The sequence below is a fragment of the Mycobacterium deserti genome, from assembly GCF_025345615.1.
GTDB classification, from domain to species: Bacteria; Actinomycetota; Actinomycetes; order Mycobacteriales; family Mycobacteriaceae; genus Mycobacterium; species Mycobacterium deserti.
Map to the genome: position 1 here is coordinate 394,201 of NZ_JAODWD010000001.1, position 14,878 is coordinate 409,078.

General features: G+C 63.6%; 13 protein-coding genes. 4 read left to right on the forward strand and 9 right to left on the reverse strand.

Annotated elements, in window-relative coordinates; all coding sequences use genetic code 11:
* Nucleotides 1-141 precede the first annotated feature (141 nt).
* From N4S67_RS01970 to N4S67_RS01990, 5 genes are all read right to left on the reverse strand, one after another.
* Nucleotides 142-1,023, reverse strand: a complete 882-nt coding sequence (locus tag N4S67_RS01970; protein WP_260991257.1) for a spirocyclase AveC family protein — start codon at nt 1,021-1,023, stop codon at nt 142-144.
* A 207-nt stretch (nt 1,024-1,230) separates the two neighbouring features.
* Nucleotides 1,231-2,352, reverse strand: a complete 1,122-nt coding sequence (locus N4S67_RS01975; RefSeq protein ID WP_260991258.1) for an ABC transporter substrate-binding protein — start codon at nt 2,350-2,352, stop codon at nt 1,231-1,233.
* A gap of 22 nt (nt 2,353-2,374) precedes the next feature.
* A complete protein-coding gene (locus N4S67_RS01980; RefSeq protein ID WP_390893174.1) occupies nt 2,375-3,382 on the reverse strand; it encodes an NAD(P)H-dependent amine dehydrogenase family protein in 1,008 nt (335 codons plus the stop codon).
* A 41-nt stretch (nt 3,383-3,423) separates the two neighbouring features.
* The gene (locus N4S67_RS01985) at nt 3,424-4,527 is read right to left on the reverse strand and encodes a dihydrodipicolinate reductase (RefSeq protein ID WP_260991259.1); all 1,104 of its coding nucleotides are present in this window, start codon (nt 4,525-4,527) and stop codon (nt 3,424-3,426) included.
* Nucleotides 4,524-5,759 carry a cytochrome P450 gene (locus N4S67_RS01990; RefSeq protein WP_260991260.1) on the reverse strand — a complete coding sequence of 412 codons (1,236 nt, stop codon included), beginning with the start codon at nt 5,757-5,759 and terminating at the stop codon, nt 4,524-4,526. Before N4S67_RS01990 ends, N4S67_RS01985 begins: the two co-directional genes overlap by 4 nt.
* A 139-nt stretch (nt 5,760-5,898) precedes the next feature.
* On the opposite strand from N4S67_RS01990, the gene N4S67_RS01995 reads away from it, so the two are divergent.
* Together N4S67_RS01995 and N4S67_RS02000 are read left to right on the forward strand one after the other, a co-directional pair.
* Nucleotides 5,899-7,191, forward strand: coding sequence for an amidohydrolase family protein (locus N4S67_RS01995; RefSeq protein ID WP_260991261.1), 1,293 nt, complete (start codon nt 5,899-5,901; stop codon nt 7,189-7,191).
* 44 nt (nt 7,192-7,235) lie between these two features.
* On the forward strand, nt 7,236-7,901 hold the full coding sequence (locus tag N4S67_RS02000) for a TetR/AcrR family transcriptional regulator (protein WP_260991262.1): 666 nt from the start codon (nt 7,236-7,238) through the stop codon (nt 7,899-7,901).
* 1 nt (nt 7,902) lies between these two features.
* Here the strand turns inward: N4S67_RS02000 and N4S67_RS02005 are convergent, their stop codons facing one another.
* Genes N4S67_RS02005 through N4S67_RS02020 form a run of 4 tightly spaced genes read right to left on the reverse strand, consistent with a single transcriptional unit; the run spans nt 7,903 to nt 12,728 of the window.
* Entirely contained in the window at nt 7,903-8,355 is a 453-nt protein-coding gene (locus N4S67_RS02005) for a nuclear transport factor 2 family protein (RefSeq protein ID WP_260991263.1), read from the reverse strand.
* 38 nt (nt 8,356-8,393) lie between these two features.
* Complete coding sequence (locus N4S67_RS02010) at nt 8,394-10,769, reverse strand: CaiB/BaiF CoA transferase family protein (RefSeq protein ID WP_260991264.1); 2,376 nt, start codon at nt 10,767-10,769, stop codon at nt 8,394-8,396.
* A 10-nt stretch (nt 10,770-10,779) separates the two neighbouring features.
* Nucleotides 10,780-11,622, reverse strand: a complete 843-nt coding sequence (locus tag N4S67_RS02015) for a hypothetical protein (protein ID WP_260991265.1) — start codon at nt 11,620-11,622, stop codon at nt 10,780-10,782.
* Nucleotides 11,619-12,728: an amidohydrolase family protein gene (locus tag N4S67_RS02020; protein ID WP_260991266.1), complete on the reverse strand. Its 1,110-nt coding sequence runs from the start codon at nt 12,726-12,728 to the stop codon at nt 11,619-11,621. Before N4S67_RS02020 ends, N4S67_RS02015 begins: the two co-directional genes overlap by 4 nt.
* 117 nt (nt 12,729-12,845) lie before the next feature.
* Here N4S67_RS02020 and N4S67_RS02025 point away from each other — a divergent pair, with 117 nt between their 5' ends.
* Entirely contained in the window at nt 12,846-14,132 is a 1,287-nt protein-coding gene (locus N4S67_RS02025; RefSeq protein ID WP_260991267.1) for an acyl-CoA dehydrogenase family protein, read from the forward strand.
* Nucleotides 14,133-14,171: 39 nt separating this feature from the next.
* Entirely contained in the window at nt 14,172-14,873 is a 702-nt protein-coding gene (locus N4S67_RS02030; protein ID WP_260991268.1) for a TetR/AcrR family transcriptional regulator C-terminal domain-containing protein, read from the forward strand.
* Nucleotides 14,874-14,878: the final 5 nt, after the last annotated feature.

Here is a 14,878-nt window from a genome sequence, read left to right on the forward strand (position 1 = left end):
GCTCCTAACGATTCCGTCGCGGCTGGCGGCGGAAGCGGGCGACCGGCGTGCTTCGGATATCCGAATTGAGCCAGCCGCCCAGAGTGCGCTGCTCTTCGATCTCCTGGTAAACACCTTCTGGCTGGGTCCGCTGACGCTGCACTACCGAACCGGGACGGGCTTCGGCGGCGGAGGCGAGTCCACCGTCGGCCGAATGTATTTGCGGTCCATAGCCTTCGCCCAGTAGACGAACAGAATGACGAACCCGATCAAAAGGCCCCAGACGATCAGTGCGCCGATCGCCCCGTGGGACTGTGGCCCACCGGATTCGGGTTGCAGTCCGATTTCGCCCGGGTAAGGAACCAGCACACCGGTCTGAGTCATCATGCCCGCGTACTTTGTGATCGCGAGCGGGATGTACTTCGAGAAGTACAGCACCATGCAGAAGCCGATGTAGGCGAACGCCTGCAGCCACCGCACCCCACCAGGGGTGGTGGCGCGGGATTTGGCCCATGCATCGAGCACAGAGTCGCCATCGGGTGTGACATTGCCGATGATGTAGGCGGCACCCATCATGAACGAACCCATCGCCAACGCGCAGTACAACGGGTACAGACCCATGTCGTTGCTAACGGCAAGCCCGGGGACCGCGCGAGAAAACGTCCAGAGGTGTAGGTACTGCGCCTGCAGTGCTTCGATGGTGAAATCCCAAACCAGGCCTACGCCGAGGCCGGCCGCAAGCAAGGTGCTCGGTAGTGACCACCCTGTTCGCTTGACCAGCGCCCTGGCTACGACCACAGCGATCAACGCCGGTAACAGGAACCACATGTTGTACCCGACAGGAGCTATCCAAGGGAGACCTCCTTCGGTCATCCCGATCGGCCCCCAGTTCGGCAGGCGATGGAAGTCGGGGTGAAATTGCGCGTACATCGCATTGTCGTACGGCGACTCCAGCCACGACATCGCGACGATGCCAAGCATGAGCCAGATGCCGGGGACGACGCGACCCCTCCGGAAGGAGGCGTATATGAAGCCGCCGAACATGGCCACGAAGGTGACATAGCATGCGGTCTCGAAAACTACTACACCCCAATACATCCCAAACCTCCATGAGGGAACGTGTGTTGCACCCGACGCGGGGTCCGCACTGTCGACACTCTAACGAAAAGCGCTGATCGTAGTCAAGTAACTACCCCACTATTAATCGGCCATGCCGCGCGGTGCTGACGCTGGAGACCGAGGTCACCGGCCTCACCGGCGAAACCGGGCGACCAGTCGTGTGCCGGTCGCGTCGTCGTTGATCTCGCGCATCACCAGGTAGTCCACTCCATGCCAGGCGCGACGATTCCACTTGCCGAACGAGATTCGCGTACCTGGTCCACCCGTCGCAGACGGTAGCGCCTTGACCTTTTCCAAGCCGCGCATGACGCCCATCGGAGTCAGGGTGCTCGCATGACCGATCCCAAGCGCCAGGCCCTGCCCGCAGTCGTACGCCAACGTCGGCACACAATTGTCCTGCCGGTATCCGAAGCGCTTCTCGAACCGGCTGAGCATCGCTGCGCCGACGGTGTTCTCTTCGTCGAACTGATCGACCCCAATCCAGCCCTTCAGTCCAGTCATGTACTGGGGAACGACGTAGCACAGGATGAAGGCCGCGCACATATAGCGCGGGGGATCCCACCCGGCGGCCGACAGCGCCGCGTTCATCTCGACGCCGGGAAGACCGAACCCGAAATACGCCAGAGCATCCGGCTTGCGGGTCATCATGTTGGCGACGGTGGCGCCCATGTCGCGATGAACCTGGCCGACTCCCTCGGAATGAACAATCTCCAAGCCCTCCCGCCGGCATGCATCGGCGAAGTTCTCGGCGTATCCGTAGCCGGGGGCGGCCCGCTCGAACACCACACCGACTGTTTTCAGGCCTCGGTCGGCGATGGATTCTGCGATCAGGAAGGGCTCTTCGGGCAGCGATCCGTTGCCGAAGCCGAACATGTACTCGTTGTACTGGTCATCGGTGCCCGCCCAAGTGAGCGTGGCGATCTTGGTCTGCGCCGCGGTGTCCATGTGTTCCTTCACGGCCAAGCAATTGTCGCTGATCATCGGTCCGATCGACGCCACGCATCCCTCGTCGACGAGTTCCTGCCAGACGCGCACCACCGCGTTCGCGTCACCTCTCGGCAGTCCTTCGGCCTCCTTGACGATGAGCCGGGCGGGTCGGTCGATGATGCCTGCGGCGTAGGCTTCGTCGAATGCCAGCCGGATGCCGTCCAGGAACGGCCGGTGCACGTCGACGATCGGGAAGTCTATGCAAACACCGACTTTGAGGGCGGGTCCGGCGGACACGTCAGCGTTGATGTCCTCGGGATAGGTCACGGCTTCTCCTCGGCGATCGGTATCAAGCAGGGGTGATGACTAGGTCGAGTGCGGTGTGGACCGTGGGCGCGGCGCGGCACACCGCAGGGATGGCGTTGACGGCACGGGACGCGGTGGCTGTCACTCCCGGCAGTTCGCCACCGGTGAGCTCGACCGTGACGGCGATTTCGGGATCGGCGTCGATCGTTATGTGGGTGAAGCGCCGGGCGGCCGACTCCCTCGGCAGTGGCGGCGCCCATCCGTCGCGCAAGTCGTCGGGCATCGTGTAAATCCACGACAGCAACAACCGCGGTTCACCGTCGACCCACCCTTCGAAGCGAAGCCGCACACTGCCTACCGTCCCCTGGCGAATGGAGCCCGCCGCGGATTCGTAGTCACGATCGGCCAGTGCGAGGTCCTGGTACCCGAGGACCTCATCGAGTTGCCAACCGAACCCGTCCGCGAGCATCGCCATGGTCCCTGCGAAATGCGGGGCCCAGTGATCTGCCGGGATGTTGGTGAGATCGCCGTCTGGAACTCTACCGAAACCGAGTGCGGCGAAGGACAGTGGATCTTCGTACGTGCCTTGCAGAATGCGTTCGGCGACTCGCACCTGACCGGGTGCGGCGCAGAGGCTGGCGCAGTACGTGGGCAGCGCGTCGACGGTGAATCCCGGCGAGACGCCGGTGCCGAAGAAGCTCGATTGACCTGTCGTACAGGCCGATTGCAACTTCTCTAACGTCTCGGGGTCGAGCGAGGGCGCGTACACCAGGCGGACGAATGTCGTCGTCACAATATTCTTGCCTGCGGCGAGCAGCAGGCACATCTGGTCGATTACCTCGTCGATCGGCCGTCCGAAGTCTGTCGCCAAGTACGTCACACAGTCGGCATCGAGTGCGCAGAAGGCACCGAAGTCGTCGGTCGCGGTGACTCCGACAGGGTCGCCGCCCGCAAGCACACCGGAATCCTTGCCCACCTTGTCGGGTGAGTGCACGAGATGGCCTACCAGCTCGAGGTCATCGCGCTGCAGCAGTTGCCGGAGAACGACCATGCCGGTGTGGCCAGTTCCAAAGTGCGCCACCCGAATGCGTGTCACGGTGTCGCCCCGGTGCGCGACGCTCGCGCTTGCCGAGAGACGATCTGCGGGCCGTGCAGCGGATGCTCAATGATGCCCGGCTCGGCACCCACAACGGCGGGAATGGCGTTCACCGCGGCCATCGCGGTGAGCGGTATCGCCGAGTTCAGGCGATCCTCACCGGACTGCGGATCGAAGTACAACTGCATCCGCAGGTTCGGCCTCCCCTCGACCCGATACACCAGCGCGCTGGTGGTGTCGTTGGCGGGACGCGGCCACGTGTCCGGCCACGGCGTGGTGCTCAGGGTTGCGAAATATTGTGCGGCGACAACAGATTCGCCCTGCATCATTCCTGAGAGTCGCCAGCGGTGCCCGGCTATGGTGCCGGCGGCAACGACGCCGATCTCACTATCGAGGTCAGTGGGGGTGATGATGGATTCCCAATCCAGCTCAATGCTGTCGAGTTCGATGCCGAGCAGATGGGCGATGTAGCGGACGACCGTCTCCCAATCATTGCGGACCTTTCCGCTGGCGATTCGCACCGGTACGTGCCCATCCGGTTTGCCGAAGCCCATCGACTCGTGCAAGACGTCCCTAATCGGGTAGACGACGTCGAGTCCGAGCGCGTAGATGTCCATCCGGTAGGCGTCGACCTCCCCGGCGGAGGCCAGCAGGGCGGTCGGGATGTTTAGGCTCCCCACACCGGGTTCGCTCCCGGTGGCGTAGAAGCTGGTGCCGCCCTCGCGGCACGCGTCGGCGACGATCTGCCGCCAGTGCTCCGGTGCGGCAGGCGGATAGATCATGGGGATCGTGGCGATGGTCACTACGTTGATGCCTGCTCGCAGCAGTCGCGCCATGTCGGCGATGGCGTCCTCTTCACGACGAACTGCGGTGGCGCAGTAGCAGAAGCAAGCAGGTTTGGCCGCCAGGATGTCGTCGAGATTGCTTGTCGCCGGCAAACCGACCTCCGCCATGCCGGCCAGTATTCCGGCGTCGACTCCGGTTTTGTCCGCGGTGCTAGTCAACAGCCCGACCAATTCCAGATCAGGATCTTTGATGATGCCGCGCAATGCCTCCCGGCCGGTCAGCCCGGTCCCGTTGTGGGCGACTCGCACGCTCACCGTGGGGACTCGGCTTCTGCGAACCGCGGTTCCCATTGCAGTGGAAGACTTTTTGCGGTGCGGATCCCCGGCATGAAGTCCGCCTGCTTGCCGTCAGCGAGCCGGAATTCGCCCAAGATGGCGAAGATCTCCTCGAAGGCGACCGTGAGTTCTAATCGGGCCAGATGTGATCCCAGGCAACGGTGGATGCCGCCGCCGAACGCCATGTGGCGAGTGTTGTCTCGTTCCGGGTCGACGGTCATCGCGTCGGCGAAGACGGTGTCGTCGGTGTCTGCCGCGCCGATGAGCATCATCACCATGTCTCCCGCAGAGATCTGTACACCGTGCATATCCATGTCCTGCGTGGCGTACCGGAATACCATCGACACCGGAGTCTCGACTCGCAGCAGTTCCTCGATCATCTTGCGCAGCGCGTCGCCACTTCCCCGGGCCTGGCGCTGCAGCTCGGCGTCTCCGGCGAGCCGTGCCACCAGGCAATCCAGTGATGCGCTTACGGTGTCCAAGCCCGCCGCCATCTGTAGGTAGAGGATGTCGACCATCTCGTGGCGCGTCAGCGGCACGGCGTCGACTTCGGCCTGAAGGAGCCGGGTCGCGAGGTCATCAGCAGGTTCCTCGATGCGCCGGTCGAGCAGGACGTTGAAGTAGCCGTAGACCGCGTCGGCAGTATCCGACCAGAGCTGTGCCAGCACCTCGGGATCCTCGGTGCCTGCCACGATCTCGGCATGGATCAGGGAGTCTTTCCACAGGAGGAACTTGTCGAGATCATCGGGCGGGAAGCCGACGATGTCGAGGAACACCCGGCACGGGAACGGCTCCGTGAAGGCGGCGTGCAGGTCGGCCTGCCCCGAATCCGCGACGTCACTGAGCAGCTCACGGGCGATGCGCCGGGTGCTGTCGGTCAATTCCCTGACCGCGCGTGGAGAGAAGAGCGGGTCGAGCAGCTTGCGGTATTTTCCGTGGTCCGGCGGGTCGGTGTTCAACGGAATCAGCGGCCGCTTCTGTCCCATGAAGTTGGCAGGGTGCGCTTCGCCGTAATTGGCCGCGAACAACTCCGGTGAGCGCAGCGCCTGATGGATGTCGTCATATCTCGTGAGGATGACGACGGTGCCCGACTGCGAGCGGCTGAAGGGAGCGGACATCGCAGGCGCATGCTCGCGAAGCCCTGCGTAGATCGGCCATGGACAGTTCGCCAGCGCGGGATCGGACATCATGCTGTTCAGGTCCAGTTCCATGCGTACCTCCCGATCGATGTGACGGGTCTCACCGTACGAACACGGTGGAGGATTAGTCAAGTATATACTTGACTATAACTCGCATGAGTGCCTACCGTGTCGATGAGACCGACCGTGGATAAACCAGCTAGGAGCCGTCATGCCATTGCAGGCGTCGATGAAACTGCTCTCTGTCGATGACCATTTGATCGAGCACCCGCGGGTATGGGAGGACCGTCTGCCCACCGCGCTGCGCGAGCGCGGTCCGCGCATTGTCGAGGTGCCCCGCCAAGGCTTGCCGCCGATGCAGTCGTGGCTGTACGAGGATCGGCCCTATCCGTATATCGGTCTTAATGCCGTGGCGGGTAAGAAGCCCGAGGAGTACGGACTGGAGCCAGTGCGCTACGACGACATGATCCCCGGCTGCTACGACCCGAAGGCCCGGCTGGTGGACATGGACGTCGACGGGGTCGACGCAATGCTGTGCTTCCCGTCGTTCCCGCGCTTCTGCGGCACCATCTTTCTTGAGGGCGAGGACAAGGAACTGGCGTTATTGTGCGTCCAGGCGTGGAACGACTTCTCGCTCGACGAATGGTGCGCCACCGATCCCGCCCGCTTCATCCCGATGGCGATGGTTCCGCTATGGGATCCGACCCTCATGGTGACCGAGATCCACCGCGTCGCCGAAAAAGGCGTCCGCGCAATCGGTCTACCCGACAACCCGGTAGCGCTGAAGCTGCCCAGCTACCACACGCCGTGGTGGGACCCGGTGTTCTCCGCGATGGAGGAGACCAACCTGACCGCCGTCATGCACTTCGGCTCCGGCGGATTTCCTCCGCAGATCGCCCCTGAGGCGCCGTTCGCGGTGATGATCACGTTGATGGGAACCACTTCGATGGCTGCCTGCACCGACCTGATCTTTTCGCCCGTGTTCCACAAGCACCCCAACTTGAAGGTGGCGTTCTCCGAAGGCGGTGTCGGGTGGATGCCGTACCTCATCGAACGGGCTGACTACGTGTGGCGCAAGCACAAGTTCTATCAGAACATCCATCCGACGATCGCGCCGTCTGAATTGTTCCGCCGCAACATCTCCGGCTGCTTCATCGAGGACGAAGTCGGCGTTAACAACCGCTACGCCATCGGCGTGGGAAACATCACCTGGGAATGCGACTATCCGCATTCGGACTCGTTCTGGCCGAAGAGCCGCGCGCGGGCCGAAGAGGTCTTCGCCGACTGTCCCGACGATGAAGTGCTCCAGATGGTCGAACTGAACACCAGGCGTTGGTACAACTTCCCGGAGGCCGGGTTCAAGGCTCACCGAGCCGACGAAGGAGCGGCATGGCGACCCAATGACGGTGTGCCCGCCGACACCTCGGATGCGTTCGTGCGCGGCCAGGCCGGCGACATCGACGCGCTCAAGAATTCCCTCGGTGACCTGTTCACGGCCGACTAGGGCGATGCCCCGGCAGGGCGGACCGGTCACCTAGAGTGTCGACCATGCCGGTGAAAAAGGATGCATCCGAGCGCACCTACGCGCCCCGGACAGGACCGCGCGTCCGGCGTGGTTCTGCTCCTAAGCTGCTTCTGGAGGCCGCCCAGCAGCTGTTCGCCGAGCGTGGTCCGCACGCTGCAACCACCAAGCAGATCGCCGAGCGGGCGAAGGTGTCCGAAGATTTGATCTTTCGCTACTACGGCTCCAAGAACGGTCTTCTCAAAGAAGCGGTCTTCCGTCCGATGATCGAGATGATTGAGTCGGTCACTCCTGAATGGGTTGCCGCTCAAGCCGAATCGTCAGACAGTGCCCATGAGCGTTCGAAGGCGTTCGTCGGAATGCTCTACGACATGGTGCACAACAACCGCACCATCGCGATGAGCATGGTGCAGGTCCTGCTCGGCGACCCTGGTCAGTTCGACGACGAGGATCTGCACCGACTGTCAAGCTCGCTCTTCGAACCCGAAGCACCGTGGTTCGACCAGTTCCTCATCGATCGCGGTCTGCGGCGCGGTGACGCGAAGCTGCAGCTGAGAATGATCATGATCTTGATCGGTTCGGTCGCGGCGTTCCTGGGCGGCACCTACGTCAACGACGAGGTGCCCGACCGGGACGCGATCATCGAAGAGTTGGTGCAGTTCATACACGTCGGGCTGAAGTTCCCCGACTAGCTCAGCCCCCCACGGCCCCTGTCCAGGGAGTCAGGCCGTCCAGTGCTACAAGCCTGCCGTTCAGTCCCTCGGGTCGGCCCATTGTCCTCGGAAGCAGCGTGCGTCGCGCGAACCGCCATCCCTCTGATGTCCGGATGCAGTCGTCTTCGTAAACGCCGAGGAACTGAATCGGGCGGGCGTCGGAGCGACGCCGCGCCCACTCGGTAATCGGGAAGCGAGCACGGGCGAGATCACTGTCGATCTGCACCAATCCCTGGTGCACTGTCTGAAATACGAACTCCAAGCTAGCGCAGGTCGCCGCGATGGTGGCAGTTACGGCAACGCGGCCAATGGCCGGTTCGGTTGTGGGTGAATGCCGTTCGCCGTCCTCGGCGTACGTCAAGCACGCTTCGGCGATCTCCCCGCGGGACACCGCGTCGGCATAGGCCGCCGCGAGATGGCCGATGGCCAGCATGTCGCACGCCTCGGTGGCATTTTGTGGTTCCCTCGGGATCATGACGGTGGGATCACGGCGTTGAGCTCCTCGAGCTTGGCGATGTCAGCATCGCTATAGCCCAACTCGGTCATGATCGCGCGGTTGTGCTGGCCGCGCACACACGACGGGGCCACCCGGCCAGGCGTCTCCGAGAATGCGACCGGCGGTGCCGCTCGGACCATCTCGCCGAAGACCGGGTGCTCGTCTGTCACGGTCAACCCGGTTTCGCGGAGCACGGGGTCGAAGACGGTGAAGATGGGCTGGCCCATCGTATTGACCTCGACGCAGCCCACCCGGGCGGCGGTCAACTGTGCCTCCCATTCGGCCGCCGTCTTCTGGGCGAAACGCGCTGTAAGAGCCGACTCGAGCGCATCATCATCCGCGGCAGTCACGTCGCCGAGGCCCATCATGTCTCTCAAGGCTGCGAACTCAGCGTCGCTGCGCACCGCGAGGCACACCCAACCGCCCTCGCTAGCGGGGTACACCCGATCGAGCGCGCTCGTGCCGTAATACTCGCTGTCGCACAGTGGGATCGTGGGCTTGCCCTCGTAAGTGCAGAAGTCGTCGGAATAGGCCCAGGCGTTGCCACCGATCATCGACGTCCGCAGGAACTGGCCGACGCCGGTCTTCTGCGATTGATACAGCCCCAGCGACAGCGCGGCCAGCAGTACAAGCGCTGCGTTGCTGTCTCCATCGACGAGCATGTTCAACCGGGGAAGCACCACGGCTTGCAGCTCCATTACTGAAAAACCTTCGCTCTGAGCCGGATCCATCCAGTAGCCGACCTGCCTGCCGAAGCTTCCGGCCACCGTCTGCGCAGCCTGTGCGTAGAGCGCACGGTGGGCGTACGGGCCATCGGTGCCATAGCCGGCGGCATGTACGTAGAGCAGCTTGGGATTGAGTGCGGACAGTTCCTGATATCCCAGGCCCAGTTTCTCGGCGACGCCCGATCGATAACCGTCCACGAAGGCGTCGGCGTTGGCCACCACCTGTTGCGCAACCGCACGCCCCTCCGCCGTGCGCAGGTCAACCGACAGACTCTCCTTAGCCGCCGTGGTTTTCGTGCTCGCCACCTCAGGGCCGAAAGAATTGCGGTGCGGATCGCCCTTGCCGTCCTCGATTTTGATCACTCGAGCACCGAGCGCTGCGAGCATCGCGGTCCCGTAGGGCATGGCGTAGAAGCAGCCGAACTCGACGACCGTGATGCCCTCGAAGGGGTGCTTCGGCGCTGACGACCCGCCGGCCGGGAACTCGTGAGCCACGAGCGGACCGGCGTTGTCGTCGAGTTCGGGCGCTGATCGCTTCGGCCCGATCGGCGTCTTGTCGAAATGCCCCACGGGTCCGACCTGGCGGATCGGTCCGCGCCTGGGATCTTCAATAGTCACCACGTCGCCGTTGTGCAGGATTTGCGGATGATTCAAACCATCCTCGCTCGTGACGGCCACCTCGAACGCGACGTTCGGACTGGCCTCCAACAGCGGTAGCCAGTGATCGAGGTCCTCCGCCCGAAAAGCCTCCAACAGCAACTCTTCCCACTCCTGGGCGTCATCGACGTTGGCGAAAGTCGGCAGGCCCGTAAATCGAGGATCCTCGAGACAGTGAGCCACTCCAGCTACCTCACACAGTGCCTTGCCCTGGTGGGGCAGCATCGTCGAGGTCTGCACAAACCGGCCATCGCGGGTGGCCAGCAGCACGCCGAATCGGCTCGCGGCCGTCGCCGCACGCGCATCGGCGTTGGGCTTCTCGCCACGTTTTGCCATCACCTGGACGATGGTCGAAACGAAGTAGTCGATCGGATCGAGTCCTGCCACCAGTGTGGCGTCCAGCGCCTGTCCTCGGCCGGTTTTCTCCCGCACCATCAACGCGCCCATGATGCCCGCCACCGACTGCATGGCGGCGCCGAAGCTGGCCCATGGGACGGGGAACATGATGGGGCCGTCCCGGTGCCCGAACGCGCCACGCGCCCACAGTCCCGCCTTCGCGGCGACCAGTGAGTCATACGCTTTCAGCGGTGCGTAGGGGCCAGCTGACCCGAAGCCCGTTATCGCGCAGTGGATCAACGCCGGATTAGCCGCCCGGAGCTCGTCGGCTCCGATCCCCCACGCCGCGGTCCTGCCGGGGGCGAACCCTTCGATGACCACGTCAGCGTGCGCGGCCAGGTCACGGATTGTCTGCTGTCCCTCCGCGGTTCGCAGATCAGCAACGAGGCTCTCCTTGCCTCGATTCCACACGAGGAATCCGCTGGGATTGTGCGCGCGGAGCCGATCGCCCTCGGGGGATTCGACCTTGAGGACGCGCGCGCCAGCGTCGGCGAGCACGACGCCGGCGATCGATGCGGCAACACTTCCCGAACCGAATTCGACCACGTTCAGTCCGGCGCAGATCGATTCCATACAAGCCTCCTCAGTCGTACATCTGTATACGCACGAATGTCGCGGCGATCAGGCGATCGCCGCGCCCGGCGTCGCGCAGTTCGACTCTGCACCCAACGGCGTCGCCCGCGGTTGCCATGTACACCGGCGCTGCGGTAAACGGTCCCGTGCGACCCGGCGCCACCACTGTCATCGCCAGGTGGTCGACGACGACCTCGTCGGTGCCAAGCGCTTGGGCGGCACACTCCAAAGCGACTGCTTCCGTAACGGCGAGCATCGGAGCGTGGTGCAGTCGCTCTTCGCCGACTTCGAGTGGCAGGCGCGGAATTTCCATCGTGCCGTCGCCTCGCCGGCGACCGGAGTACGCGTGCCACAGTGGCGGCAGTCCGGACCAGCCGGATTCTGGCATGCCCGGTTGCGGGAAGCAGAATCGGTGCGGCGTTCCGCTCAGCACAGCCCAGTTCGCGGTGCCGAAGCCGATGTGCCGGTCGGGATCATCGGCGTCTGCACATCGCGCTTCGGTGAACAACTGCGAGCGCATCTCTGTGGTGATGCGCCCGGCAATATGTGCATGACGAACATCTAGCGCGTAATCGACGACGTTGAAGTCAACCTGGGTCACCGCGAGAACCCGCATCCCCTCGACGTTGACGGTCGCGGCGTCGAGCATCGCTATAGCCAACGGTGCGGCCAGTACGGCCCCTGCGGGCGTACGCAGATCCGGCCGCAGGTGGAGCACGTTCGCAGCGCTGCTGGAGTCGATCGCCTGCGGACGGGATCCGAGGTACGCGTAGCTCATCAGCACGCCCCGTGTGGCCGCCCAATCCTCCTGCGGGTCGGGCGCGGGCCGACGTGCGGCAGCTGTGTCGGTCACTGTGTAACGGAGTTGTCGTCCATCTTCGGCACTGTGAAGAGTTCTTCGAACGTGCCCCGCAGTACCCGGTCCTTGATTCGGGGATCAACTGAATCGAACAGCTGATGCAGCGTCTCCTGGGTGTGGCCGTAAGTGCCCTCGAGGTGCGGATAATCGTCCCCCCACAAGACGTTGTCGTATTGGGTGTCCTCGATTATCTGGACCGCGCTGATGTCGTGCTGGAAGGACGCATAAACCTGCTGGCGGACTATTTCACTGGGCAGCCGGTTCAACCTGGGCCGCACGAACATTCCGTGTTGTCGGTATGCCTCGTCCATCCGGTCACCGATCGCGGGAACCCAACCGGCGCCACCCTCGGCGATCAGCACCTTCAGATCAGGGTGCCTGTCGAGTGCCCCACCGGCGACCAGATGCGACACCACCCGCATACCGGGGTAAGTCGTCTCCATGTAGTTCACGACGGCACCACCGGGCCCGCGGTACACGACGTTCTCGCCGCCGGTGCCGATGTGATAGGCCAACACCATGTTGTTGGCATCGGCGGCTGACCACAACGGCTCCCAGAGGTCGAGGCCCCAGTCTTTCTCGTCAGACATCGTGCAGGGGAGAAAAATCGATTGAAATCCTTGCTCGGCAGCCCATTCCACCTCGGCAGCTGCATCGGCCGGTTCCACGAGGGGCACGATCGCCGGCGTGAAGATTCGCTTCTGCCAGGACATCACTTCGTCGCGTGACCATTCGTTCCATGCCCTGGCCGCCGCGCGAGCCAGTTCGGCGTCCTGGATGTTGACGGTCCAGAATCCGGCTGAGGGAAAAGCGAGCTGGCATTGCACGCCTTCTCGGTCCAAGTCCTGCAGCCGTATCTCGATGTCGGATGCACCCGGCGGTCGGATCGCGTCCATGAAGTCGTTGAGCTGACGACTCAGCTGCTGGCCATCGACATAGACCAGTTCGTATTTCTCGCCGCGCTCGGTCCGCGGGGCGCGGTCTGCGAGCCGCTTAGGCAGCCGCGACGTCCACAGGTCGTCGGGCTCCATCGCGTGCGAGTCACCGGAGTGAGCCCAGATCTTTTCCCGCTCGGTCGTCTCGGTCGATTCTTGCGTCATTTGCGTCACGGTCGAGGGCTCCTTCTTTTGAGCGTCACCACGTGCACCTATCTGACCTTACACTGTAACGTTGAGGTTGGCCATGGCGACAGCGGGACAGAACTGGGAGGTTCGACAGTGGGAAACGGCACCGCGACGCAGCCAGGATCGGTCGATCCAGCTCATCATGAGTTCGAAAAAGCGCTGAACCCCGACACGCTCACGGCCCTGATGCGCTCGACCTGGACATGGGACGACCGCGCGCTGCGGCGTGACCTCAGCTCGCTGCTGGTTGACGTCGCCGCCGCACACGGCGATATTTCCGACGAGGCGATTGGGAGGACATTGCGCGCCCGCAGTCTGGCGGCGGGGGCGCGTTTCGCCGCCGACGTTCTGGGTCCCCATCTGATCGCCGACGCCGGTAGCGCATTGCGGAGCCAATTCCTGGCGGCCGCGAGCGACCCGACGGCATTCGACCGCTTGGCGAGTACGGCGTACGCCCAAGTACGGTGCAGTGCAACGGATTACCTTCATGCACAGTCTGGGACCGACTATCCCGATGGGTCAACGTGGCTGAAACTTGCCGCGGTACAACAAGAGGGACTCGGCGCGGCGATGCGTAGCTACGGGTACTCGCTAGGCGCCTCGCCGCTGTTCTCGAACATCGGGTTGGCTTGGCAGGCACTGTGGGCGCTCGGTGCAGACGGCGATGAGCACCGCGAGCGCATCGAAAGTGGCGAGCTACGAGCGACAGTCGCCGCGGCAGAAAAATCGGGCTCCTGGGATCCCGCGCTCGTGCGTACGAAGGCCCAGCCCGACGGCGACAGTTGGCGGCTGTCGGGGACGAAGCTCTTTGTGCCCGATGCGGCCGGTGCTGACGTGATCTTCGCGGTCGCGCGTTCCATCGCGGGACCCTCGCTGTATGCCGTGGACGCAGATGCGGCCGGGTTGTCGGTCGCCGAACTCGACTCGATCGACGAAACCCGGCCACTGTTCGCCGTTGAGTTGAACGACACGCCGGCAAGACTGCTCGGCAAGGAGGGTCGCGGCGGTGCGCTGATGCGCGACACCGTGGATTTGGCCATGACCGCGTTGGCCGGTGAACAAGTCGGACTCATTGAACGGGCCGTCACCGTGCTGCTCGCGGGCGATGCGGAACTCGACCTCGCTCAAACGGCGCTGGATCACGCGACCGCGGTATCTCTGTGGACGCAAGCGCGCAGTGCGAACGCTGCACCGGGATCTGCTGCAATGGCGCACATCGGGTGCTCGACGGCCGCGTTGCGAGTAGCGAGCCGGACCGCCGAGGTCATCGACGATTCCGCGGATGCCGCAGCATTATTCCGACGTGCACTGTCGTCGAGCCTGCTGCTCGGCGGGCCTGCCGTGTTCTACGAACGGTTTCTCGACCGCCTCGGAATCTGAAGTGCCAAACGTGCGAGCCCGTGATCTAACATCATTGGATTGATCGGGGCGAGAGAACGGAGTGCGCAGATCGCCGCTAAGGAGGCCGCCGCGGACACAGCGTCGCGAACCGCGAAGCGGGGTAAGCCACCGACGTTGACCGAAGAACAGATTGTCGACGCGGCTCTGAACATCATTCGCGCTGAGGGGCTCGACGCGCTGTCCATGCGCCGGCTATCTCGCGAACTCGGCCGATCGGCGATGGCGCCGTACTGGTACGTCAGCGACAAGCGCGAACTACTCGACCTCGTGGCTCGCAAGCTTCTCTCGGAAGTTGCCATTCCTGAACCCGATTCGGGACCGTGGGAGGATCGCTTACGAGCGGTCGTGACCGGGATCGATGCGCGCTTGCACGATCATCCCGGCATAGCCACGGTCATGCTGGAACGCATGCGCAGCACCGACCAGCGCCTGATGAACGGGATTCTGGAGATACTGCTCAGCGCGGGATTTGAGGGGCCGCGGGTGTTCCTGTCGTACGCGATGATCCACACCTATCTGTTCGGCCGTTACCAGGTGATGGAATTGGACACCCCCGACCCCAGCGAAGTGGACCCCGACGAACTGGACGACACATTGGCCAGACTGGTGCCTCACCTGACCGGTCTGCGCGGGCGCGACTTCTTCAACTACGGCGTCGACACCATCATCGAAGGACTGCGCGCGCAGCTCGCAGCCAAGAAGTCGAAGAAGTCGCGTTGACGCCG

Bases quoted from the DNA above. Each gene is read 5' to 3' on its own strand.
- N4S67_RS02020 (WP_260991266.1), bottom strand. From the start codon at position 12,728: ATGACGCAAGAATCGACCGAGACGACCGAGCGGGAAAAGATCTGGGCT.
- N4S67_RS01995 (WP_260991261.1), top strand. From the start codon at position 5,899: ATGCCATTGCAGGCGTCGATGAAACTGCTCTCTGTCGATGACCATTTG.
- N4S67_RS01970 (WP_260991257.1), bottom strand. From the start codon at position 1,023: ATGTTCGGCGGCTTCATATACGCCTCCTTCCGGAGGGGTCGCGTCGTC.
- N4S67_RS01990 (WP_260991260.1), bottom strand. From the start codon at position 5,759: ATGGAACTGGACCTGAACAGCATGATGTCCGATCCCGCGCTGGCGAAC.
- N4S67_RS02010 (WP_260991264.1), bottom strand. From the start codon at position 10,769: ATGGAATCGATCTGCGCCGGACTGAACGTGGTCGAATTCGGTTCGGGA.
- N4S67_RS02005 (WP_260991263.1), bottom strand. From the start codon at position 8,355: ATGCTGGCCATCGGCCATCTCGCGGCGGCCTATGCCGACGCGGTGTCC.
- N4S67_RS01980 (WP_390893174.1), bottom strand. From the start codon at position 3,382: ATGGTCGTTCTCCGGCAACTGCTGCAGCGCGATGACCTCGAGCTGGTA.
- N4S67_RS02000 (WP_260991262.1), top strand. From the start codon at position 7,236: ATGCCGGTGAAAAAGGATGCATCCGAGCGCACCTACGCGCCCCGGACA.